This window comes from Kribbella sp. NPDC031520 (genome assembly GCF_055580825.1).
This window is the reverse complement of sequence record NZ_JBVIKS010000006.1, coordinates 542,156-564,590: the sequence shown is the minus strand read 5'-3', so window position 1 is coordinate 564,590 and position 22,435 is coordinate 542,156. Positions and strand designations below refer to the sequence as shown.

General features: G+C 68.6%; 20 protein-coding genes. 9 read left to right on the top strand and 11 right to left on the bottom strand.

What is annotated here, in order from left to right; all coding sequences use genetic code 11:
* The first annotated feature begins 187 nt into the window (after positions 1 to 187).
* Positions 188 to 1,063: an aldo/keto reductase gene (locus ACZ5BU_RS31690; RefSeq protein WP_465704110.1), complete on the top strand. Its 876-nt coding sequence runs from the start codon at positions 188 to 190 to the stop codon at positions 1,061 to 1,063.
* A gap of 161 nt (positions 1,064 to 1,224) precedes the next feature.
* Positions 1,225 to 1,614, top strand: coding sequence for a thioredoxin (gene trxA, locus ACZ5BU_RS31685; RefSeq protein WP_465704109.1), 390 nt, complete (start codon positions 1,225 to 1,227; stop codon positions 1,612 to 1,614).
* A 68-nt stretch (positions 1,615 to 1,682) separates the two neighbouring features.
* On the opposite strand, the gene ACZ5BU_RS31680 is transcribed toward trxA, so the two are convergent.
* On the bottom strand, positions 1,683 to 2,084 hold the full coding sequence (locus ACZ5BU_RS31680; protein WP_465704108.1) for a VOC family protein: 402 nt from the start codon (positions 2,082 to 2,084) through the stop codon (positions 1,683 to 1,685).
* Here ACZ5BU_RS31680 and ACZ5BU_RS31675 point away from each other — a divergent pair.
* The gene (locus ACZ5BU_RS31675; protein ID WP_465704107.1) at positions 2,083 to 2,232 is read left to right on the top strand and encodes a hypothetical protein; all 150 of its coding nucleotides are present in this window, start codon (positions 2,083 to 2,085) and stop codon (positions 2,230 to 2,232) included. The two genes, ACZ5BU_RS31680 and ACZ5BU_RS31675, sit on opposite strands and share 2 nt — an antisense overlap.
* 75 nt (positions 2,233 to 2,307) lie before the next feature.
* On the opposite strand, the gene ACZ5BU_RS31670 is transcribed toward ACZ5BU_RS31675, so the two are convergent.
* Entirely contained in the window at positions 2,308 to 3,573 is a 1,266-nt protein-coding gene (locus tag ACZ5BU_RS31670; protein WP_465704106.1) for an NAD(P)/FAD-dependent oxidoreductase, read from the bottom strand.
* A 90-nt stretch (positions 3,574 to 3,663) separates the two neighbouring features.
* Between ACZ5BU_RS31670 and ACZ5BU_RS31665 the strand changes: the two genes are divergently transcribed.
* A complete protein-coding gene (locus ACZ5BU_RS31665; RefSeq protein WP_465704105.1) occupies positions 3,664 to 5,202 on the top strand; it encodes a PucR family transcriptional regulator in 1,539 nt (512 codons plus the stop codon).
* Positions 5,203 to 5,425: 223 nt separating this feature from the next.
* Here the strand turns inward: ACZ5BU_RS31665 and ACZ5BU_RS31660 are convergent, their stop codons facing one another.
* From ACZ5BU_RS31660 to ACZ5BU_RS31650, 3 genes are read right to left on the bottom strand one after another with little or no spacing between them, the layout of a single operon-like run.
* Positions 5,426 to 6,442 carry an NAD(P)/FAD-dependent oxidoreductase gene (locus tag ACZ5BU_RS31660; protein ID WP_465704104.1) on the bottom strand — a complete coding sequence of 339 codons (1,017 nt, stop codon included), beginning with the start codon at positions 6,440 to 6,442 and terminating at the stop codon, positions 5,426 to 5,428.
* Entirely contained in the window at positions 6,439 to 6,966 is a 528-nt protein-coding gene (locus ACZ5BU_RS31655; protein WP_465704103.1) for an isoprenylcysteine carboxyl methyltransferase family protein, read from the bottom strand. The genes ACZ5BU_RS31660 and ACZ5BU_RS31655 overlap by 4 nt, the downstream gene beginning before the upstream one ends.
* Positions 6,966 to 8,012, bottom strand: coding sequence for a type III polyketide synthase (locus ACZ5BU_RS31650; RefSeq protein WP_465704102.1), 1,047 nt, complete (start codon positions 8,010 to 8,012; stop codon positions 6,966 to 6,968). Before ACZ5BU_RS31650 ends, ACZ5BU_RS31655 begins: the two co-directional genes overlap by 1 nt.
* Positions 8,013 to 8,030: 18 nt before the next feature.
* On the opposite strand from ACZ5BU_RS31650, the gene ACZ5BU_RS31645 reads away from it, so the two are divergent.
* Positions 8,031 to 8,834, top strand: coding sequence for a UbiA family prenyltransferase (locus tag ACZ5BU_RS31645; protein WP_465704101.1), 804 nt, complete (start codon positions 8,031 to 8,033; stop codon positions 8,832 to 8,834).
* A 4-nt stretch (positions 8,835 to 8,838) separates the two neighbouring features.
* Here ACZ5BU_RS31645 and ACZ5BU_RS31640 read toward each other — a convergent pair whose 3' ends face one another.
* Positions 8,839 to 9,723 carry a LysR substrate-binding domain-containing protein gene (locus ACZ5BU_RS31640; protein ID WP_465704100.1) on the bottom strand — a complete coding sequence of 295 codons (885 nt, stop codon included), beginning with the start codon at positions 9,721 to 9,723 and terminating at the stop codon, positions 8,839 to 8,841.
* Positions 9,724 to 9,831: 108 nt separating this feature from the next.
* Between ACZ5BU_RS31640 and ACZ5BU_RS31635 the strand changes: the two genes are divergently transcribed.
* Positions 9,832 to 11,358, top strand: a complete 1,527-nt coding sequence (locus tag ACZ5BU_RS31635) for an MFS transporter (RefSeq protein ID WP_465704099.1) — start codon at positions 9,832 to 9,834, stop codon at positions 11,356 to 11,358.
* A gap of 53 nt (positions 11,359 to 11,411) precedes the next feature.
* On the opposite strand, the gene ACZ5BU_RS31630 is transcribed toward ACZ5BU_RS31635, so the two are convergent.
* The 3 genes from ACZ5BU_RS31630 to ACZ5BU_RS31620 all read right to left on the bottom strand — a co-directional run bounded on the left by ACZ5BU_RS31630 (position 11,412) and on the right by ACZ5BU_RS31620 (position 16,764).
* The gene (locus tag ACZ5BU_RS31630) at positions 11,412 to 13,472 is read right to left on the bottom strand and encodes a hypothetical protein (RefSeq protein ID WP_465704098.1); all 2,061 of its coding nucleotides are present in this window, start codon (positions 13,470 to 13,472) and stop codon (positions 11,412 to 11,414) included.
* A gap of 127 nt (positions 13,473 to 13,599) precedes the next feature.
* A complete protein-coding gene (locus ACZ5BU_RS31625) occupies positions 13,600 to 15,006 on the bottom strand; it encodes a N,N-dimethylformamidase beta subunit family domain-containing protein (protein ID WP_465704097.1) in 1,407 nt (468 codons plus the stop codon).
* 273 nt (positions 15,007 to 15,279) lie between these two features.
* A complete protein-coding gene (locus ACZ5BU_RS31620) occupies positions 15,280 to 16,764 on the bottom strand; it encodes a lysyl oxidase family protein (protein ID WP_465704096.1) in 1,485 nt (494 codons plus the stop codon).
* Positions 16,765 to 16,966: 202 nt separating this feature from the next.
* Between ACZ5BU_RS31620 and ACZ5BU_RS31615 the strand changes: the two genes are divergently transcribed.
* A complete protein-coding gene (locus ACZ5BU_RS31615) occupies positions 16,967 to 18,991 on the top strand; it encodes a fibronectin type III domain-containing protein (protein WP_465704095.1) in 2,025 nt (674 codons plus the stop codon).
* Positions 18,992 to 19,049: 58 nt separating this feature from the next.
* Complete coding sequence (locus tag ACZ5BU_RS31610; RefSeq protein WP_465704094.1) at positions 19,050 to 19,838, top strand: DUF427 domain-containing protein; 789 nt, start codon at positions 19,050 to 19,052, stop codon at positions 19,836 to 19,838.
* Here ACZ5BU_RS31610 and ACZ5BU_RS31605 read toward each other — a convergent pair.
* Positions 19,804 to 20,577, bottom strand: coding sequence for an SDR family NAD(P)-dependent oxidoreductase (locus ACZ5BU_RS31605; protein WP_465704093.1), 774 nt, complete (start codon positions 20,575 to 20,577; stop codon positions 19,804 to 19,806). The two genes, ACZ5BU_RS31610 and ACZ5BU_RS31605, sit on opposite strands and share 35 nt — an antisense overlap.
* 8 nt (positions 20,578 to 20,585) lie before the next feature.
* On the bottom strand, positions 20,586 to 20,966 hold the full coding sequence (locus ACZ5BU_RS31600) for a winged helix-turn-helix transcriptional regulator (RefSeq protein ID WP_465704092.1): 381 nt from the start codon (positions 20,964 to 20,966) through the stop codon (positions 20,586 to 20,588).
* 92 nt (positions 20,967 to 21,058) lie between these two features.
* On the opposite strand from ACZ5BU_RS31600, the gene ACZ5BU_RS31595 reads away from it, so the two are divergent.
* Positions 21,059 to 22,384, top strand: coding sequence for a nuclear transport factor 2 family protein (locus ACZ5BU_RS31595; RefSeq protein WP_465704091.1), 1,326 nt, complete (start codon positions 21,059 to 21,061; stop codon positions 22,382 to 22,384).
* The last annotated feature ends 51 nt before the right edge of the window (positions 22,385 to 22,435 follow it).

Sequence of the window (22,435 nt, the reverse complement as noted above, 5' to 3'; positions counted from 1 at the left end):
AAAATCCGTGCGAACAACATGGTAAAGGCATCGGACCATCTGATCACAGATAGTAACCGATCTGGGCCTTGCCTGTGGAAAACTCTCCCGTGGCGAGGGGGTCAAAATCGCCTGTGGACAACCGCTTGCCAGCAGCGGCTCCGGGCATAAGGTCGGTGTGATCCCTGCTACCCCCTGGAGGACCAGGATGGAAACTCGCCGGCTGGGCCGACTCGGCCACCAGAGCTCGGTACTGATCTACGGCGCGGCATCGCTCGGCGGCGTCGACCAGGACCGCGCCGACGCCTCGATCCAGGAAGCTCTCGACGCCGGAATCAACCATTTCGACGTGGCCGCGGACTACGGCGACGCCGAGCTGCGGCTCGGCCCGCGGATGCCGGAGATCCGGGACCGCATCTTCCTCGCTACCAAGACCGGCCGCCGGACCTTCGAGGAGGCCTGGAGCGAGATCAACCGGTCGCTGGAGCGGCTGCAGACCGATCACGTGGATCTCATTCAGATGCACGCGGTCTGCGACCTGGAGAACCTCGATCTCGTCACCGGCAAGGGCGGTTCGCTGGAGGCGGCGATCCGGGCCAAGGACGAGCGTATGGCCCGGGCGATCGGTATCACCGGCCACACCGCGCAGGCGCCGTCGGTGCACACCGAGGGACTGCGCCGGTTCGACTTCGACAGCGTGCTCACGCCGCTCAACTACAAGCTGTCGACAGACCCGCAGTACGCCGCCGACTACGCGGCCCTGGTGGAGGCCGTGCAGGCGTCGGACGCGGCGCTGATGACGATCAAGATGATCGCCCGGCGGAACTGGGCCGACGGCGAGGAGAAGTCGTACGACACCTGGTACCGGCCGTTCGACGAGCAGCGCTACATCACCGCCGCGACCGCCTGGCTGCTGAACGGGCACCCGGAGATCACCGGGCTGGCGACCGCCGGCGAGACCCGGCTGCTACGGCAGATGATCGTCGCGGAGCGCGAGCGCGCGGACCTGACGCCGGAGGACGCCGCGTCGATCCTGGGCGAGGTCCAGGACTACGCGTCACCGTTCGTGGACATGCCGATCTGACAATTCATCAGAACGTGTCCCAGGTCACATACGAGACTCCGCATTCCGGTCAGGTCGTACGGCGCACGACAGCGCCGTGCGCCCCGGGGCCGGGGTGCGGGAACAAGTCGCGGGGCGGTCGGTGTTGACTCTGGCGTACTCATCTACTTTCGGAGGTCGTAGTGGCAACGGTCGAGCTGACCCAGGACAACTTCAACGAGGTGGTCGGTGGCGACGGTCTCGTGCTGGTGGATTTCTGGGCCGAGTGGTGTGGCCCGTGCAAGATGTTCGGACCGGTTTTCGAGAAGTCGTCCGAGCAGCACGCGGACATCACGTTCGGCAAGGTGGACACCGAGGCGCAGGGTGAGTTGGCGCAGGCCTTCCAGATCAGCTCCATCCCGACCCTGATGGCGGTCCGCGACGGCGTCGTCCTCTACTCCCAGGCCGGCGCGCTCCCCGCGGCCAGCCTGGAGGACCTGATCGGCCAGCTCCGCGCGGTCGACATGGACGAGGTCAAGGCCCAGATCGCCGCTCACGAGGCCGAGCACGGCTCCGAGCCGCACACCCACTGATCCACCCCAACCGATCCGGGAGCTCACACCGAGCTCCCGGATTTGTTGTGCCCGGCTCCGCCGGCAGGTCAGCTGTCGCGGGAGCTGAGGACGCAGAATTCGTTGCCTTCGGGGTCTGTCAGGACGGTGAAGGAGGCGTCTGCCGGTTGGCCGACGTCGGCTCGGTGGGCGCCCAGGGAGATCAGGCGGGCTATTTCGGCGTCGCGGTCCTGGGTGGTGTGGGGTGCGAAGTCGAGGTGCAGGCGGTTCTTGACCGTCTTGCCCTCCGGCACCGGGACGAAGACCATGCCGGGGCTGACGCGCTCCCAGGGCGTGTTCTTGACCGTGTCCTCGTCGACCCAGCCGGGGACGTTGACGCACTCGTCGTCGGAGACGTAGATCGTCTTCCAGCCGAAGGCTTCGGCCCACCAGGCCGCTTGCTTGCGTACGTCGTGACAGTCGACGACGACCGAGTACCACCTGAGCACCATGGGCGACACGATCGCACAGGGCACCGACAAAAAAGAAAGAGCGGGCCCTGGGCAGGAGAACGAAATCCAGGGCCCGCTCTTGTGGCTGACCGGAGCGGCGACGTGGTGGCCGGAGGAGGCGCGGGCAGATGAGGCGCTGCCCGAGTGAGGCTCACCGGGAGGGCTGCTCGAGGTGACGGTCAGCAGGATGGAGAGGCCACGTCGTTGGGGCCCCTCCAAGCAATCAGCGCAACGGGTTGAAGGGAAGCAGTTCCTGCGGGGTACGGCCGGTGGTGATGGTCTCGGCCAGCAGCTGACCGGTGATCGGGCCGAGGGTGATACCCCACATGCCGTGCCCGCCGGCCGCGAACACCCGCGGCGACGCGGTCGCGCCGATCAGCGGCAGGCCGTCCGGGGTGCAGGGCCGCGGGCCGACCCACTCGAATGTCCGCGCGTCCAGGTCGGCGTCGCGGAGCAGCGGCCGGGCGGCGTCGACGATCGCGTCGATCCGGCGCGGGTCGAGCTTCGCCTCGGGCTTGCGGAACTCCATCATCCCGGCCACCCGGAGCCGGTCGCCGAGCGGCGTGCAGGCGATCCGCTGCGCCGGGAAGTACACCGGGCCGGCCGGTACGTGCGCCATCGGCACGCTGAAGCTGTACCCGCGACCCGCCTGTACGACGGTCCGTACGCCGAACTGCCGCGCCAGGTCGCCCAGCCACGCGCCGGTCGCCATCACGACCGCGTCGAACGGGTCGGTCTCGCCGTCGGCGGTGACCAGCCGGACGCCGCGGATCTCGTCCACGATGTCCTTCACGACGACACCGCTGATGATCTGTCCGCCGCGGGCGATCACCGAGTCGGCCAGCTGGTTGACGTACTCGCCCGGGTTGATGAAGCGCTGGCCGTGCAGCCGGATCGCGGCGCCGATCTCGTCGGACAGCGACGGCTCGATCTCGCGGGCGTCGTCACCGGTGATCGCCTCGAACTCGATGCCCTGGCCGGCGGCGTGGATCTGCTCGATCTCCTCGAGCAGCACCTTGCGCTCCTCGACGGTGCGGTACGCGGCCAGGAACGACTTGGCCTCGTGGGTCTGCGCCTCGACCCCGGCCTTGGCCAGGAAGTCGAACGCGGTCAGAGCCTGCCGGTTGATCGGAACCAGCGCGTCCATCGCGGTCTTCCAGCGTCCGGCGGTGCTGTTGCGAGCGAAGCGGGTGAGGAACTTGAGGAGCCGCGGGCTCGCGGTGGGTGGCACGTACACAGGGGAGGACGGGCTCAGCACCGCACGGACGCCGTACTTGAGGACCGCTGGTTCCGGCAGCGGGGTGGCGAGGCCGGGGGTCAGCCAGCCGGCGTTGCCCCAGGACGCGCCTGCGGCGACACCCTCGCGGTCGAGCACTGTTACCTCGACGCCGGCTTCCTGGAGGAACCAGGCGGTCGCCAGGCCGACCATGCCCGCGCCGACGACGGCGACGCGATCCGGGACGAGGTGGGAGGAACCAGCTGTGGTCATGTATCGATGGTGCGGCCGCCGCAGGCGTCTGTCATGGTGCGATCACACCATTGCGGAGACAAATGACTGTGCTCAGCGCACAATAACCTGGTGATCTCCTCTTCCGATCTCATCGTCGCTGTCGGTCCCGCGCTCTTCGAGGTGGTGGTGCGCGGAAAGGGCGACAGCGAGGTACGCGACGTGTTCCTCGCCGACCCGCAGGAGCCTGCGACCGGTCAGCCGGGCGACCTGGTGCTAGGACTCGGTCTACGCGACGCGGAGGACTCTGTAGAGCTCGTAGAGCGCTGTGCCGCCGGTCACGCGTCAGGAGTGGTCCTTCGTACGGCGTTGGCGAACGAGCCGACCGTCGTCGCCGCGGCCGAGCGGGAGGCGCTCACACTGGTAGCGCTTCAGCCGAGCGTCACCTGGGCGCACGTGGTCTGGCTGCTGCGCGGTGTACTCGACCGTGCCGCCGCACCGGACTCCCCCGCCGCTGGCGACGCCGGCGTACACCAGGAGCTGTTCGCACTGGCTGACGCGGCCGCGGCGATCGTCGACGCACCTGTGACGATCGAGGACAATCAGTCGCGGGTACTGGCGTACTCCTCCGGCCAGGACTTCACCGACCCGACGCGGGTGTCCACCATCGTCGGACGCCGCGTACCGCCCGAGGTCATCGCGCACTTCCGGGCCAGGGGCATCTTCCGGCGGCTGGCCAGGTCCAGCGAGCCGTTCTTGGTACCGGACGGGCCGAACGGCATCCGCCCGCGTCTCGTCGTACCTGTACGAGCTGGTGGAGAGTGGCTGGGGTCTATCTGGGCTGTAGTGGACGGTCCGGTCAGCGAGGCGGTCACTACTGAGCTCAGCAATGCCGCCTCGGTCCTGGCGTTGCACCTGTTGCGGCTGCGAGCGCAGGCGGACGTAGCGCGTAGGAGTGCGATCGACAGGCTGCGGACGGTCCTGCGGCAGTTCTCGCCTGACCACCCGGTCGACGTACGTCTGCCGCGCCAGCCGTGGCGGGTGGTCGCACTGGGGTCTCCTGACGGGTACGACGTACCGCAGCAGCTCGACCTGTGGGAGTCGCTGGGGCGTCGTCACGGCTGGAGTGAACCGCAGCTGGCTGACCTTGACGGCACGGTTCTGGCTGTTGTCACGGACGCGGACGGACCTGGCTCTTGGCAATGGCTGCAGAAGCTGGTCGTGGAACAGTCCCCTGGTACCTACGCCGCTGCCGGCGGTCCTGCACGGGGCCCGGCTGATCTACCGAGTTCACGTGCGGAGGCGGTCGAGTTGCTGGGGCTGGTACGGCGGGGTGTCGCGCCGGGGCCGGCGTTACGGGTCGAACAGGCGTGGCACGTGCTGACGGTGCACCGGGCCGTGACGTCGCTTGATACCACCAAGATGGATGGTCCGCTCGCGACGCTGTTGCGGCACGACATCGAGCACGACACCGGGTACGTGGAAACGTTGCAGGCCTGGCTGGATTTTCCGGGTCAGCCGCAGCGGGCGGCGCGCGAACTGCACCTGCATACGAACACGTTGCGGCACCGGATGAAACGGATCGGCGAGATCGCGGAGCTCGATCTGTCCGATCCGCGGGAGCGGCTGGCGTTGCAGCTGCAGATTGCCGCGGTGCGGACCGAGCACTGAGATCTACACCACAGGGTCATGTAACAAGGCTTCACATTCCGGCAACTGCTGGGCAACATCCGCCTGACAGAGTCTTCCTTGTCAGCAGGTCCGACCTTTCACCAGGAGGCCGGAAAGGCTGCCCGGTCCGAGCTTTTCACCAGGAAGCTCGGGCCACCCGTAGGCCCGGCGATGTCTGAGCGACCGCCGGGCCTGCGGCATTTTCCCGGCCGGTCGAGGTTGCCTAGGACAACCGGTTGACGATGGTGCGGTAGACGGCCGGGAGGCGTGCGGCGGCCGGGACGATGTGCGGCGCGAGGAATGGGCGGTTGCGGGCCCAGAGCAACGATGCGGTGAGCAGGCGGCACTCCCAGGAGACCCGGCGCCAGGCTGCCTCGTAGTCCTGTGGGCGGTCGGCGCGGAGGCAGTCGACGAGTTCTGCGGAGGTGCGGAGGGCTACGGCGATGCCTTCGCCGGTGAGCGCGTCGACGTACCCGGCTGCGTCGCCGACGAGGAGGACCCGGCCGGCGGTGCGGACGCGGACGCGTTGGCGGAGCGGGCCGGCGCCCATTACGGCGCTGGCCGGTTCGGCTCCTTGGAGGCGGCGCTTCAGCTGTGGGAAGGCTTCCAGGTGCGAGTCGAAGGTGCCGCGGGCGGAGGTGAGCACGGCGACCCCGACCAGGTCGTCAGCCACCGGGGTCACGTACGCCTCACCCAGTGGGGACCAGTAGACCTCCACGAGGTCGCTCCAGGGCGGGACGTGGAAGTGCTGCCGCAGTCCCCTGCGTACCTCACCTGAGTTTTCTAGACAGAGGCCTAGTTGGCGGCGGGTGGGTGAGTGGAGGCCGTCGGCGGCGGCTAGGTAGCGGGCGGTTACGCCGACTGCGGTGACGGAGGTGGTGTTCTGGGTGATGGGGCCGACGCGGGCGCGGAGGACGGGGATGTCCAGCGCGGCCAAGCGGTCTGACAGGGCTGTTTGGAGAGTGGTACGGCGTACGCCGAGGCCAGGGCCGGCTACGAACCGAGCGTCGACGGAGTGGGTGCCGTCGAGGTAGCGGATCCCGTGGAACTCGCGGCCGGTCAGTTCCACGCCCAGGCGCTGCAGGTACGAGACCGCGCTGTGCGCGATGCCCTCACCGCAGGCCTTGTCGATCGGAGCGGCCCGTGGCTCGACGACCACAACCGACAGACCGGCCAGCGAGGCCCGGATCGCCGTGGCAGCACCGGCCGGACCCGCCCCGGCCACGAGCAGGTCGATCATCGAGTCAGCACGGTACCCAGCGCGGCTTCCTCGGTCCGGATCCGGACGGCGAGCAACGGAGCGTTGAGCAGCGTGAACACGATCGCGGTCACGTACGCCGAATGCACCAGCGGCAGCGCGATCCCTTCACCGATCACCGCGAGATAGTTCGGATGCCGGAGGAACCGGTACGGTCCGCGGGTGACCCGGCCGAGCCCCGGTACGACGATCACCCGGGTGTTCCACTGGTACCCGAGCACCGAGATGCACCACCACCGCAGTACCTGCATTGTCACAACGACCAGCAGCGCCGCCCAGCCGATGCGAGGAGCGAACGGCCGGCCGGACACGATCGCCTCCACCACGCAGCCGGCCAGCAATCCGGTGTGCAGCACCACCATGAACGGGTAGTGCCCCTTCCCGAACTCCACGCCACCGTGGGCGAAACTCCACTTCGCGTTCCGCAGCGACACGGCCAGTTCGGCGACCCGTTCGAAGCCGACCAGCACGACGAGAGCGACGTACCACCACAAGGAATTCGTCATCACCACTCCAGCAGGACGAGCTCGGAACAGAAACCGGGGCCCATCGCGAGCAGCAGACCCATACCTGAAGGATGCCGACCGAGCGTGTCACCGAGCACGTGCAGCACCGAGGACGACGACAGGTTGCCCACCGCATCGAGTGATTTCCACGTCAGGTCCAACGCCCCCGGCGGCAACGACAGTGTCTCCGACACCGCCTCCAGCACCTTCGGCCCGCCCGGATGACTCACCCAGGTCCCGATGTCGGCGATCGTCAACCCGTACGAGCCGAGGAACCCACGGACATCCCCACCCAGATAGGTCCGTACCACCTCCGGTACGTCCGCCCCGAGCACGATCCGGAACCCGCCCGCGCCGACGTCCCAGCCCATCACCCGCTCCGAGTCGGGGTACAGCCGCGAACGCGTCCCCACCACCGACGGCCCCGACGCCGAAGGATGCTCCGATCCCGTCAGCACCACCGCCGCCGCCCCGTCCCCGAACAACGCCCCACCGACGAGGTTCGGCAACGACGCGTCGTCGCGCTGCAAGGTCAGCGAACACAACTCCACCGACAGCAGTACGGCGACGTGCGACGGCCACGCCAGCAGGTAGTCGTGCAACCGGGCGATCCCGGCCGCTCCCCCGACACACCCCAGCCCGAACAACGGCAGCCGCTTCACGTCGTCCCGCAGGCCGAGCCGCATCGCCACCCGGGCATCGATCGACGGCGCCGCCACTCCGGTGACGGTGGTGAACATCAGTACGTCGACGTCGTCCAGCGTCAGCCCCGCGTCCTTCACCGCGCCCGCGACGGCCTCCGCGCCGAGGTCGACGGCCGACGCGATCCACGCGTCGTTCGCGGCGCCGAAGTCCTTGAGTGCGGCGTACTCCTCCAGCGGCAACGCCAGGTGCCGGTACGACACGCCCGCGTTCGCGTGCAGCCGCCGGAGCAGCGCCGTACCGGCGCCCTCGGGCAGGCAGATCGAGGCGAAGGCTTCGGTGAGCGAGGACTGCGGATACCGGTACGGAGGGAGCGCGGGGCGGACCGCTGCGATCCGCGTCATCGTGGCATCGTTACCCGGGTGAGGACCATCAAAGGTCTGGCGCTGGCGTGCCACCCCGGCCCGACCGTCGCCGTCACCGCTCTCGTCACGGCCGTCGCCTGGTCGGCCGGGCGAAGTCCGGCCGGGTGTTTCCTCGTCGCAGCAACGATCCTCACCGGCCACCTCTCGATCGGCTGGAGCAATGACGCGATTGATGCCGCCCGCGACACCATTGTGAACCGCCGGGACAAGCCGGTGGTGCGTGGACTGGTGAGTCGCCGGACACTCGCGATCGGCGCGGGCATCATGCTGGCGATCACCGTCCCCGTCTCCCTGGCCAACGGATTCCTGGCCGGGCTGGTTCATCTGCTGTTCGTCGGCTGCGCCTGGGCGTACAACCTCGGCCTCAAGTCGACCGCGATCTCGTGGCTCCCGTACGCCGTGGCGTTCGGCGGGCTGCCCTCGTTCGTGACACTCGGAACCGCACACGTCTGGGCGCCGTGGTGGGCGACCGCCGCGGGTGCACTTCTCGGTATCGGTGCCCATCTCGCAAACGTCGTGCCGGATCTCGCCGACGACCTGGCGACCGGCGTACGCGGCTGGCCGCAGCGGCTCGGCCGGTACGCGCGTCTGATCGCGCCACTCCCGCTCGCGGCGGCGACCGCGCTGCTGGTGATCGCGCCGGCCGGTGCGATCGGTGTCGTCGGCTGGATCGCGCTCGCGGTCGTTGCCGTGCTCCTCGGAACGATCCTGTTGTGGCGGAACGCGCCGTTCCTGGTCACGATCGCGATCGCTGCCGTCAGCATCGTTTCGCTGGTACTGCGTGGGGATGCGTTGACGTAGCCCGTCAGCCCGCGTCCGGCTTGAGCGGCGAGCTGCTGCCGAGGATCGCGGCCGTCAGCGCCTCGGCCGGCTCCTTCGCGGCGCGCGGGTTCGTGATCAGCACCAGGTCGATCGGCGGCAGCTCCGGTAGGCCGGCGCTCGGCGGCGGTTCGACCAGGTCCGCGGGCATCAGCGACCGGGCGAAGATCGCGATCCCGAGCCCGGCCCGGACCGCCGCGAGGACGCCGTTGACGCCGCGGACGATGCAGGTGATCCGGCAGGTACGGCCGGCCTGCTCGAGCGACTGCACACCGAGCGAGCGGCTCAACGACGGCGCCTGGTACGTGACCAGCGGGACCGGGCCGTCGGGCGCGATCCGGGTCCCGGCGATACCGGCCCAGACGAGCGAGTCCCGCCGGACCAGCCGGCCGTTCGGCTCGTAGCCGCCGCCTCCGTGCTTGACGTACGCGAGGTCGAGGTGGCCGGACTCGACCCGGCGGAGCAGGTTCGGGCTCTGTGCGACGGTCAGCTCCAGGTCGATCCGCGGATACAGCTGGCGGAAGTCGCGCAGGATCCTCGGCAGCGGCGTCAGCGCCAGGTCGTCGGTGACGCCGAACCGCAGCCGGCCGCGGAGCTCGGAGCCGGTGAAGTACCCGGCCGCCTCCTCGTGGGCGGCCAGGATGGTCCGGGCGAACCCGGCCATCGCCTCGCCGTCCGCGGTCAGCGTGACGCTGCGGGTGTCCCGGACGAACAGCGGCCGCCCGACGGCCGTCTCGAGTTTGCGGACGTGCTGACTCACCGTCGGCTGCCGGATCCCCAGCCGCTCGGCGGCCTGGGTGAAGCTGAGCGACTGCGCGACGGCCAGGAACGTCCGCAACTGGTCCGGGTCGTACATCGATGCACCTCCCATTACGTGACGCTATAAGACTAATAGGAGTAATTCGCTGTCGAGATCCAGTACCGAACCGTGAGGATGGTGGTGTCCTCCCCTGACCAGCCACTCGTGTAGGGATTACTCTTGACCACCCGGGCCACCGGTACTGTCCCGTCCACCGACTTCCACCTCCACCGCACCACCGATTCGACCGAGCTCCGGGAAACGCAGGCGCGCCGCCCGGGCTTCAAGGACACCTTCAGCGCGCTGCGGGTCCGTAACTTCCGCCTCCTGGTCAGCGGGCTCCTGGTGAGTTCGACCGGCGGCTGGATCCAGCGCATCGCGCAGGACTGGCTGGTGCTCACGCTCACCGGCAGTGCCACCGCGGTTGGTATCACCACCGCGCTGCAGTTTCTCCCCACCCTGGTGCTCGGCCTGTACGGCGGCGTGATCGCGGACCGCTTCCCCAAGCGGAAGATCCTGCTCGTCACGCAGATCACGATGGGCACCTGTGCCGGCACCCTCGCGCTGACCGCCTTCACCGGCAGCGTCCAGGTCTGGCACGTCTACACGATGGCGTTCGTCCTCGGTCTCGCGACCGCTGTCGACAATCCGACGAGGCAGTCGTTCGTCACCGAGCTCGTCCCCCGCGACACCGTCCGGAACGCGATCAGCATGGTGTCGTCGACGTTCCAGCTCGGCAGCCTGATCGGCCCGGCGCTGGGCGGCGTCCTGCTCGGCACGATTGGAGCCGGGTGGGCGTTCGCGCTCAACGGGCTGACGTTCTTCGCGTCGATCAGCGCGCTGCTGCGGATGCGCGAGAGCGAGATGCCCGGGTTCCACGCGGCGCGCAAGGCGAGCGCGGGGCTGCGGATCCGGGACGGGCTGCGCGACGGCGTGCGGTACGCGTTCCAAGAGCCGGCGGTGCGCTGGGCGATCGCGCTGGTCGGGATCTACGGCATGTTCTGTATCAGCCTCCCAGTGACGCTGACCGCGTTCGCCGACCGGGTGTTCCACACCGGCGCTTCGGGGTACGGCGTACTCAACTCGGTCGTCGCGTTCGGCGCGCTGGCAGGGGCGCTGCTGTCGGCGCGGCGCGTACGGCCGACACGGCTGCGGAACCTGATCGGGATCGCCGGTTTGTTGACAATCTCCGAAGTGCTCGCGGCGCTCCAGCCGTCGTTGTGGACGTTCATCCCGGTGCTCGCGTCGATGGGGATGGCGACGCTGATGTTCCTGACCGCGGCGCAGTCGATGGTCCAGCTGACGACGCCGGACGGTCTGCGCGGGCGGGTGTCGGGGATCTACAACCTGGTCTTCATCGGCGGCGGCGCGATCGGCGGTCCGCTGGTCGGGTTCCTCGCGCAGCACTTCGGTGCTCGCTCGGCTTTGCTGATCGCCGGCCTGGTTCCGGCGATCGCCACAGTCGCGATCGGACTGCGGTTGCGGCGGGACGGTCAGTTCCGGCTGGTCCTAGTGCGCACCCGGTCCCCGTGGCACCAGGTCCCGATCCGCGTCAACCTCCAGCAGAGCGACATCCAGTTGTCCGCGCCCAAGAGCACGCCGCTCCCCCGCACCTCTCGTCCCTTCACCCTGGGGCGGAGGCAACACGCACGGACGGACTCACACCTCCGCCCAGTACGCAGCCGCCGCCGTCGGCAGCACCACTAGAAACTCCTGGGGCGGGGCTGGGCATGCCTTCCACATCCCGGCCCTGCCTCAGGTCAGCGTGGGGCAAGTGAGATGTTGTCGAGGCGGAGCCACGTAGCGGCGTCCACGCCCCAGTAGCCGGTGAACACGGTCATCGTCGTGTTGGTGCCGGAGTTGAAGTCGACGGTGAGTTGCCGGTAACCGGGCGGCGCGGAGTAGTTCGTCTCGGCGTACGGCGTGCTGCCGGCGCGGATGCCGAAGTAGCCGCCGGTGAAGTTGCCCGAGCCCTCGACCCAGCCGGTCAACCGGTAGTTGGTGTTCGGCTGCACCGGAACCGTTTGTTTGAAGGCGTTCCAGGTCGCGTCCGACGCGTTGATCCAGCCGTTGTTGCGGCCCTGCTCCGCCCAGGCGCCCTTGTCGTGGTCGATCCCCTTCGTCCCGGTCCCCTCGGTCTGCCATGGCGCCCCGACGGCGGTCGTCGGTTGCGCCTCGAAGCTCGGGTCCGTGACGGCGGAGCCGTAGTACGCCTCGAGTTCACCGATCGACGTGAACGTCTGCGTACCTCCCGGCGTACCGATGATCCGCACTCCGTCGCCCGAGGTGAGGTCGAAGCTGAAGACGTACGTCGCGTTGGTCCCAGCTGCCGAGCTGGTCGGATACGCCGGCGTCGCGGTCTGCCCGGTGACGTCGGTCCACACGCCGTTGCGCCGTACCTGGACCCTCGGCGCGGACGCGAACCAGCCGCCGTCGCTGAACATCGTCCCGGTGGTGTAGACAACCTTGTTCAGGTTGTACGTGCGCGGCCAGGTGTAGCCCCACCAGCTGAGCGGTTTGCGTTCGTCGTTCCAGTCGTCCTCGTTCTGCGCGCGGACGCCGTCGTTGTAGCTCGACTGGCCGAAGTGCGTGGCGCGCTCGATCGGTACGGTGCCTGGTTCGCGCGCGAGGTTCCGGGTGCCGTCGAGGGTGTTGTCCGGAGTCGTCGGTGTGGACGGGGTGAGCGAGAGCTTGCGGAGCGAGAACGTGTACGCCCAGCGGTCGTTGAGGCCGCCGCCGCAGGTGCAGACGTTCGACTGCAGCCACATGTTGTTGCCGTCGGCACTGATGTACTTCGACGGGATCGTGGTCGCGTAGCCGCCGTGCTTCGCGTGCGTCCACGGGTAGCCGCCGAAGTCCTTCGGGGTGAAGTGCGTCCACGGGCCCCACGGCGTGGGTGATTCGTAGAACTCGAAGGTGTACTCGGTCCAGGACGTGTAGATGTAGCGGTTCAACGGCTTGTCGTAGACGACGCCGCCCTGGCTGATCGTGGTCAGGTCGTGAGCGCGTCCCGCCGTACCGACGTTCGTGTAGATGTGGCGGTCGTCGTGCAGTGCGGCGACCCGCGCGTTGATGTCCGCGGTCCACTGCGGTACGCCGTTCGTGGCACCGGCGTAGAACTGCCAGGCCGAGCGGTCCTGCACGCTCGTCGCGGGGACACGGGCGAGCCAGAGGTCGACGGGGTCCGGTACGCGGTTCGAGAACGAGTCGCGCCAGTTGTTGTCGAGGCCGTACGCGTAGACGTAGCCGTCCGGGGCGTTCGCGTAGTTCTTGCCGTAGTCGAGGAAGAAGATCGTGGTGAACCTCGACCCGCCGAACATTGGCGCGCTGGTGTCGAACGTCCAGGTGCGTCCGTGGTCCGTGGACTTCGCGATCGTCGCCGCGGGCGCGTCGTCGAAGTCGAAGGCAAGGTCCTGTACGGCGAGGTAGAGGTTGCCGCCGACGCAGGCCATCCCTGTCGGTTTGCGGCTGTGGTTTGCGGTCCACACCTTGCCGAGCTGATCGCCCTGGGCGAGCTGGGTGCCGGTCAACGATCCCGGCATCCCGGAGATCCGGGTCACGCCGATGTCGCTCGCGATCGACCCGAAACCGATGCCGTCGCCGTACGCCGCGTACACGTTGTCGTCGTCCGACCAGCAGTTGGGCCACAGGTCGCCGTGATCCTTGTCGTCTCCGATCGCGGGCGCCCCCACAGTAGCGCCGGCGTCGACGCCGACGGTCGAGAAGTACGTGCTCTCCGGCGGCGAGGCAGTGGTCGTCGCGCGGGCAGACCCCACGCCGGCCAACCCGAGAGCCAACACAACACAGGCGATCCTTCGCATGCCAACCTCCTGGACCCCGGTGCGGGCGGGGCGGGAGAAATCGATTTCCCGCACCGGGTGCCTCGAAGGTAGTCACCACAAGAACCGCGGTCAAGACCTCACATCACGGTGGTGAAAAGACCGGGGATCAGCCGACGGATCCACCCGATCCGGTGGACGTGGAGGCCGGGGCGCCCAGCGTGGCCAGGTCTGCTCGGGCGGGGTGCGTACGACCCATCGGTCCGGCGGCCATCGCGCGGATCAGGTTCAGCGTGACGGTGCGGGCGAACGCGACCTCCCGCGCGGTCACTGCGTGTTCGGAGTTCGGGCCGTGCAGGGACGGGACCCAATTCATCGAACCGGTGTCGAAGACACCCGCGCCTGACGGTGCCGTGTAGTAGGTGGCGTCGGAGTAGGTGTGGATCGACGGGCCGCAGGACACCGGTGAGTGCGCCACCACCTGGAGGTTCTTCGGTGTGCCCGCGATCGGGTAGGCGCGGTCGACCTCGGTGGCGGTGAGGCCCGGATACGTCGAGCCCTTCGTCGCGCCGGTTCCGGCGTACAGGAAGAAGCCCGGATCGCGGACGGTGAACGAGCCGACGGCCGGGAAGCACTCGTAGAGCATGCCGGTCAGCGAGTTCTCCGGCCGCGGGTACGGCTTGCTCCGCCACTTCGCGGTGGTGTCCGGGCGATTGCGAAGCGGGTCCAGGGTCGCGTCCTTGTAGCCGACCAGCACCCGGCCACCGGACTCGTAGCGCACCCGCCAGTATTCGGCGTTGGCACCGAGGAACGCGAGGTTCGTACCGGCGTCGCGCGCCTTCGTGGCAGCGGCGCGCATCGCGACGGTCCAGTACTCGTCGTGGCCGGGCGACACCATCCCGCGCGCGCCGGCGAGCGCGTTCGGGTCGGTCGCCAGGTCGACGCTGGTCAGGTACGCGAGCCGTACGCCGCTCCGCTCCGCCAGCTGGATCAGCGGCAGCTCGGACTGCACCAGGGTCCGCGCGCCGTTCCCGTCGTACGGGCGGTCGAAGCTGACCCGGTGCGCCCGCGACGCGAACGACTTGTCGGGGCCGTTGTAGAGCGAGTACCCACCCCACTGGTTGTAGGCCTCGTACGTGTTGACGGCGTCGACGATCACGACCGTGTCCCGCGCCGAGTCCGAACGGACGGTCAGCGGGACGTACTTCTGCTTTCCGTCGGCCGCCGTCAGCAGCAACAGATACGCACCGGCCGGCCAAGCGGTCGTCGGCACGGTCAACGACGGCCGCCAAGCGGTGCTGACGAGATGGTCGGACGGCCGTACCACGGCTGCGGGCTGCACCCGTCCCGGAACGCTCGCCGAAGTCCACACGAGCCGTCCGCCGGTCCCGCGGTACCAGCCGATCCGGAACGCCCGCACCGTGAAGGCACCTGCGGCCGACGTCACGAACAACCGGAACGGCTGACCGCTCCGGACGCTGACGTGATCGGCGTACCCGGCGAGTTCGAGCGGCCCGGCGATCCGCCGGGTGTCGATCCGCCAGGCCGTCGTACCGCGCTTCGCGTTCTCCGCCACGACAGCTGACCTGCGAACCTGCGGCTTTGCGGTTTGCAAGGAGGTCGGCGAGGCCGGGCGCTGGGACGCTGCTGCCGGATGTGCACTGCAAGCAGTTGCCAGCAGCAACAGACCGGCAGCCGGCCATCGTCGTACCGCGATCACCGATCCTCCTTCCGGTCACCTCGACGATAGGCAAGGCCCGCTTGGAACAAGCTGAGAGAGGCTCGCGCCCCCGGCTGGATCGTGGCCGGGGGCGCGAGCGTGCCGGCGGGCGGGCCGGCGGTGGCGGCATCAGGGGATGTTGATGACGCCGACCGGGAGCACCTTGACGGTGCGGTGGTGCAACGTGCCGCCGAGGATCACCTTGCGCAGCGCGACGTTGTTGGTCGTGCTGGACTCGTACAGCCGGTGCTCCGGGTTGGCGGTGACCTGGACGTAGTACGTGCCGTTGGCCAGGTTGGTGATGTCGAACGACTGGCCGGGCAGCGTCTGCTCGTACGTGTCGCCGGACCCGACATCGAGGACCTCACGGACCGACAGCGAGCCGTGGTCGCCGCACGCGGTGTGCAGATCGGTGTTGTACGGGTGCCAGTTCGCGTTCTTCACCGTGTAGTCGATCGAGTCCGTCGCGGCCAGGCAGAATGCTTCCTTCTGGCTACGGACGACCTCGGTCTGCTTCGCGTTCAGCAGGCTGTACCGCGCGAAGTCGGTGAAGTGCCAGTGGTTGTGGCCGGGCCGGCCATCCCACTCCAGGGTGCCGGTGTTGTGGTACCCGACCTGCTTGCCGTGCGTGTCGTAGAAGTACTGGTAGGCGTCCATCAGGTCCTTGCCCTGACGACGGAAACCGTCCAGCACGAGCGGCGACGGACCGGCGTTCCACACGGTCGCCGAGAACTGCAGGAAGTCCTTGTTCGCGTCCGGCGTACCCGCGTCGCCACGGGCGACCATGATCCCCCACGCGGGGACCGGCCGCAGGTCCGGCTTCGGCCCGTTCGGCACGCTCGCCTTGCCGGTCGGACGGGCCGCGTTCGGCTTCAGTACCACGGACTTCTCCGCCAGGTCCTTGGCCGCGGCGCACCCGCGGAGGCATTGCTGGGCCTTCTCGACAGTGAGGTTCAGCTTGACCGACGACTCCTTCGCGGGAATCTTGAAGAAGTCACGGTACGCCTTGTTCACTGTGACCGTCGCCTTGTACTTGCCGATGGCAAGCTTTACCGGCCCGCCGGTGTCGTCGTACGTCCGCGTCGACCACCCGGTCTGCAGTCCCCAGACCGCGCCGACCGTGAACGGGTTGGCCCCACAGCCGTCCGGGTACGGCGACGTGGCCGGCGCGTCCGGACGGGTCCGGGAACCCTCGCCGTTCAGGCAGAGGGTCTGGTCCTTCTCGAGCACCTTCTTGCCCTTGGCATCGGTGATCGTGACGTGCAGGAACTTCCCCAGACCGCCGAAGTTCGTGACGAGCCCCTTCGGCAGCCGCCGGGTCGCCTTGCCGTTCACGTACTGCGTCGCGACGACCGGTGACGCGTACGTCGCCCGGGTCGCGCGGATCTCGATCGGCCCGTTGCCGGCCACCAGATGCGTACCGAGATCCAGGTCGACGCCGTAGTCCGGGTCGCTGTCGAGTGTGACGTCGATGCTCCCGGCAACCAGCTTCAGCGGCGGCCGGGCCGCCGTAGCGGAACTCGAGGCCGCCGATGCGCCGGCGGCTGCGAGTGCGACCAGACCGGCCGCCCCGGCCGCGGCGACCGCCGTCCGGCCGAGTTTTCGTGCCTTCACTATGGAACCCCCTCTTGCGTCGGCCGGCGTCCTCACGAGCCGGCCTGCTGCTGGTACGACGCCCCGGAGCCGTCGTGAAGTTGATCAAGGTTCCATGGCAGTCCTGTCACAGGAAGTCACAGCGCTTGAATACTTGACTGCGTAAATTAAGCGCACCTAGGCTCGGCCGGGTCCGCTCACTCCTCCCCCGGAGGACGTTTTCATGTTCTTCAGACGTTCCACGATCGTGCTGGCTGCCGTCGCTCTGGTGACGACCGCAGCCGCAACCACCCCGGCCGACGCGGCCCGTGACCAGCAGAAGCCCACCTACCCGCAGATCGCCGCCAAGCCGTACCTGGGCTGGAGCAGCTGGAGTCTGCAGTCCACCAACTACCCAGGCGTGAACCCCGACGGCCCCGGCAGCTTCATCAGCGAGCAGAACATCCTCACTCAGGCTCAGGCGCTGGCGACCAAGCTGAAGCCGTACGGCTACGAGTACGTGAACGTCGACGCCGGGTGGCAGGACGGCGGTGACGAGTACGGCCGCCCGGTCGCGATGGCGAAACGGTTCCCGCGCGGGATGAAGGCGGTCGGCGACGACATCCACAAGCTCGGCCTGAAGTTCGGGATCTACACGACCGTCGGCCTCGGTACGGACGTGTACCGGGACGGCAACACGCCGATCTACGACGCGCCTGGGTGTTTCACCCGCGACATCGTCTACCCGGACCTGCGAAAGACGAACGGCTGGGACGCGGCGTACAAGATCAACTACGCGAGCCCGTGCGCGCAGAAGTACGCCGACTCGATCGTCGACCTCTTCGCGTCCTGGGGCGTGGACTTCATCAAGATGGACGGCGTCGGCCCAGGCTCGTGGAAGGGTGCGCCGGACGACCCGAACCACAACAACACCGCCGACGTCGAGGCGTGGTGGCGTGCGGTCCAGAACGCCGGCCGCCCGATGCAGTACACGCTGTCCTGGTCGCTCAGCCACCGCTACGTCGACGTCTGGAAGCAGAACTCGAACGGCTGGCGGATCGACACCGACGTCGAGTGCTACTGCGACTCGATCGTCAAGTGGGACAGCTCGGTGAGGCAGCGCTGGTGGGACGTCGCGCAATGGGTCGACGACGCCGGACCGGGGCACTGGAACAACCTCGACGCGCTGGACGTCGGCGTCGGCGCGATGGACGGCCTGACCGACGCGGAACGCCAGTCGTACATGACGTTCTGGGCGATCAACGCCGCGCCGTTGTTCTCCGGCGACGACCTGACCAAGCTGGACGCGTACGGCCTGAAGCTGCTGACGAACCGCGAGGTGATCGCGATCGACCAGTCCGGCAACCCGGCCCGGCCGCTGAACCAGGACCAGCTGCAGCAGGTCTGGTACGCACAGAACGTCGACGGCAGTACGACGGTTGCCCTGTTCAACCTTGCCGACTCCCCCGCCACGGTGACCGGCAGGTTCGACCAGCTCGGGATCGACGGCAAGGCCACCGTCCGCGACGTCTGGGCGGATCAGAACACCCGCGACGTGACCGGGGCGGTCACCGCGCAACTGCCCGCGCACGGGTCGAAGCTGTACAAGATCTGGCCCGCGAACGTGCCGGTCACGATCCCGGCGGACGTCACCGCCACAGATGTCAGCCGTACGACGGTGTCCCTGAACTGGCGGCCGAGCGCCGGCGCCACGTCGTACCAGGTGTTTGCCAACGGCAAGCAAGTGGCGACGCCGGCAACGCCGAACGTCGTGGTGACGGGACTGCTGCCGCAGACGGAGTACACGTTCACGGTCAAGGCCGTGAAGAGCGGCCGTCCGTCGACGGCGAGCGCCCCGGTGACGATGCTGACGTCGGCGTCCGACGGACCGGTGCGGTACGAGGCGGAGGCGCCGACCAGCACGCTGACCGGATCGGCGAGCGTCAACGGCTGCAGCCTGTGCTCGGGCGGCTCGAAGGTCGGCAACATCGGCTATTCGTCGACCGTCACGCTGAACGGCATCACGGTGCCGACGGCCGGTACGTACCTGGTGAAGATCGCCTACACCGACGGCGACACCAGCCGGCAGAGCATGCTCACCGTCAACGGCTCTGACAGCTACTGGGTCAACTACAGCGGACTCGGCGACAACGACTGGGGTACGCCGCAGACCACCTACCTGCCCGTCAGGCTCACCGCGGGCGCCAACTCGCTGAAGATCAGCAACCCGAACGGCTACATCGCCGACATCGACTGGATCACCGTTTAGGTCCACAAAGACCGCGGGGCCGGCACCACCAGGGCCGGCCTCGCGTTTTACTGGGTGCATGAGCGACTACCCCGAACCCCTGATCCCACCCGGCGGCACCGCACCCGTTCCGCGCCGGATCCGCGCACTGCTCGACGACCGCGTCGCCCTCGACACGACCGACGCGATCTACCTCTGGGAGTTCCCGCCGTACCCGCAGTACTACGTCCCGCTCGCGGACGTCGCCGACGGCGTCCTCACCGACACCGGCGAGACCAAGGAGTTCTCCCACGGGGTGGCCCGCGTCCACACGGCCGGGTCCGGGCACGCCTGGGTGTACGACGAGGGCGTCGCAAAGGACCGCGTCCGCTTCCAATGGGACGCCCTCGACAGCTGGTTCGAGGAGGACGAGGAAGTCTTCGTCCACCCCCGCAACCCGTACGCCCGCGTCGACGCGATCAAGTCCACCCGCCACCTGACGGTCTCCGCCGACGACCAGCTCCTGGCCGACTCGGCTTCGTGCGTCATCGTCTACGAGACCGGCCTGCCACCGCGGTACTACTTCCCGCGTACCTCCGTCCGCCTCGAACACCTGACGCCGAGCGACACCGTCACCGCCTGCCCGTACAAAGGCAAAACGAGCGCCTACTGGTCCATCCCGACGGTGAAGGACGTCGCCTGGTCGTACGACTTCCCGACCGCGACGCTCCTCCCCATCGCCGGCCACATCGCGTTCTTCGGCGAGAACGTCGACATCACCATCGACGGCGTACCGCAGGAGCGGCCGATCACGCCGTTCTCGAACCCGGCCCAGCGACCGACCGACGGGAACGTCAGATCGCCGCAGTCGACGCCCCGTCCATCGTGATGATCGAGGCGGTGACGTAGCTCGCCCGCGGAGACGCGAGGAAGATCGCCACGTCCGCGACCTCCTCCGGCTCGCCGACGCGGCCCATCGGAATGTCCTGAACCATCTCTGCGAGCAGCTCGTCCTTCGGCTTCCCGGTCGCGCGGACCGCGGCCTCGAGGCCCTCGTCGACGCGGCCGGTGCGGGTCGTACCGGGGTTGATCACGTTCACCCGCACGCCACGACCCGCGTACGCCTTCGCATACCCGACGGACGCGAGCATGAGCGCGGCGTTGGCCGCGCCGCCACCGATGTGCAGCGGGTTCGCCGCCCGGCCACCCTGACCGACGACGTTCACGACGGCACCGCTACCGCGCTCGGCCATCCCGCGGATGACCGCCTCGGTCGCGTGCATGTACGTGAAGTACTTGGCGTCCATCGTCGCGTGCAGCGCCGCACTGTCCAGCTCGTCCACCGGCGTCCGCCGGGCCGCGCCCGCGCAGTTGATCAGGATGTCCGGTACGCCGATCCGCTCGAACGCGGCCCGGGTCGCCTCCGGATCGGTCAGGTCGACCGCCTCCACCTGAAAGCTCAGGCCCTTCGCGGCAAGCTCCTCCTGCGCCTTCGCCAGGTTGCCCGGATCCCGCGAGATGCCGACGACCGTGGCACCCTCCCGGGCCAGGGCCTCGACACAGGCCAGACCGATTCCCTTGCTCGCCCCGGTGACCACAGCGGTCTTCCCGGCCAGTTCCAGCTCCACGTGTCTCCTCAGGTGTTGGCGTCGTACTCGTCGCGGGCCTGCGCGATCTCGTCCATGTGGTCGTACGCCCATGTCCGCAGGGTCCCGACCGCCACCGCCAGGCTCATCCCGAGCGGCGTCAGCGTATACGTCACGGTCACCGGCACCGTCGGCACGACCGTACGGCGGACCACCCCGTCCCGCTCGAGCTGCCGCAGGGTCTGGGTGAGCATCTTCTGGGTGATGCCTTCGACGATCAGCTTGAGCTGACCGGACCGCAGCTCGCCGTGTTTCTCCAGCGTGCTGATCACGAGCATCGTCCAGGTGTCACCGATCCGCCCGAGCACCTGACGTGTCGGACAGGCGCCCTTGGTGGCATCCCATCTGCTGCTGACCTGGTCTGTATCCATTTGGTGCCTATGGCAGTAATTAGTGCTGTCTTCCGGCCGCGACGAACGATTCGTAGCGTCGTCGGTGAGTCTACGCAAGGAAGGCAATCCCCATGAGAGCATTTCTGCCCACCGGACCGAACGTGATCGCGCTCACCGAGCTCGACGACGTGCAGCAAGGTCCCGGCGAGGTTCTGATCGACGTCGCGGCGTACTCGCTGAACCGCGGCGAGACGTTCCAGCTCGAGAACCCGCCGGCGGACTGGCGGCCGGGCAAGGACATCGCCGGCCGGGTACTGGCGACCGTCGACGGCGGGCCCGCCGTCGGATCCCGCGTGGTGGCACACGTACCGGACTCGGGTTGGGCCGAGTACGTCAGCGCCCCGCCGACCCAGGTCGCCGTACTCCCCGACGAGGTGTCGTACCAGCAAGCCGCCGCTCTGCCGCTCGCCGGTCTGACGGCCCTTCGCCTGCTCCGGCGGGCGGGCGCCGTGATCGGACAGCGCGTCCTGCTGACCGGAGCGTCCGGCGGAGTCGGCCACTACTTCACCGAACTCGCGGCCGCCGCCGGTGCCTCGCTGACCGCGGTCGTGTCGTCCCCCGCCCGCGGCGAGCGCCTCCGGGAACTCGGTGCCGACACGGTCGTGTACGACGTCGCGGACGCAGCCGGGCCGTACGACGTCGTACTGGATTCCGTCGGCGGCGACAGCCTCCCGGTCGCGCTGTCGAAGGTGAAGGCCGACGGGCAGCTGATCTGGTTCGGCCAGGCGAGCCGGAAGCCGGTCGCGCTCGACTTCTTCAGCCTCTTCGACGGACCCGAGAACGCCCGCCTGGAACACTTCCACTACACCGAAGGCGACGACGCGGCCGACCTCGCGACCCTCGTCCGCCTGGTCGCGACCGGCCGGCTGCACCCGGAGCTCGGCCGGGTCGAGGACTGGACCCGGACCCCCGAGGTCGTCGACGACCTCCGCAACCGCCGCATCCGCGGCAACGCCGTACTCACCCTGATCGAAGAGGAGAACACCCCGATGGATCCGAAGAGCGTCGTCACCCAGTACGTCGAGGCCGTCGCGGCCGGCGATCTACCGACGATCCGGGCGAGCTTCGCCCCGGACGTGGTGTGGACGTACCCGGGCGACCTGCCGTTGTCGGGTGACTGGAAGGGCCGGGACACGGTCGTCGACGAGTTCCTCGGCAAGGTCGCCGGGCAGCTGTTCGCACCGGACGCGCCGGTGACGATCAAGCTGACGAACGCGATCGCCGACGGCGAGCAGGTGTTCGCCGAGTGGACCGCCGAGGCGACGGCGCGGTCCGGTGCGGCCTACCGGAACAACTGCGGCGCCGTGTTCACCGTGCGGGACGGGGTGATCGTCGCGGTCCGCGAATACCTCGACACCGACCACGCGCGGCGGGTGCTGTTCGACTCGATGCCCTGAGCAATTTTCTGGATCCGTTGTTGGGGCTTGATCCGGTCAGTACAGTAGGTG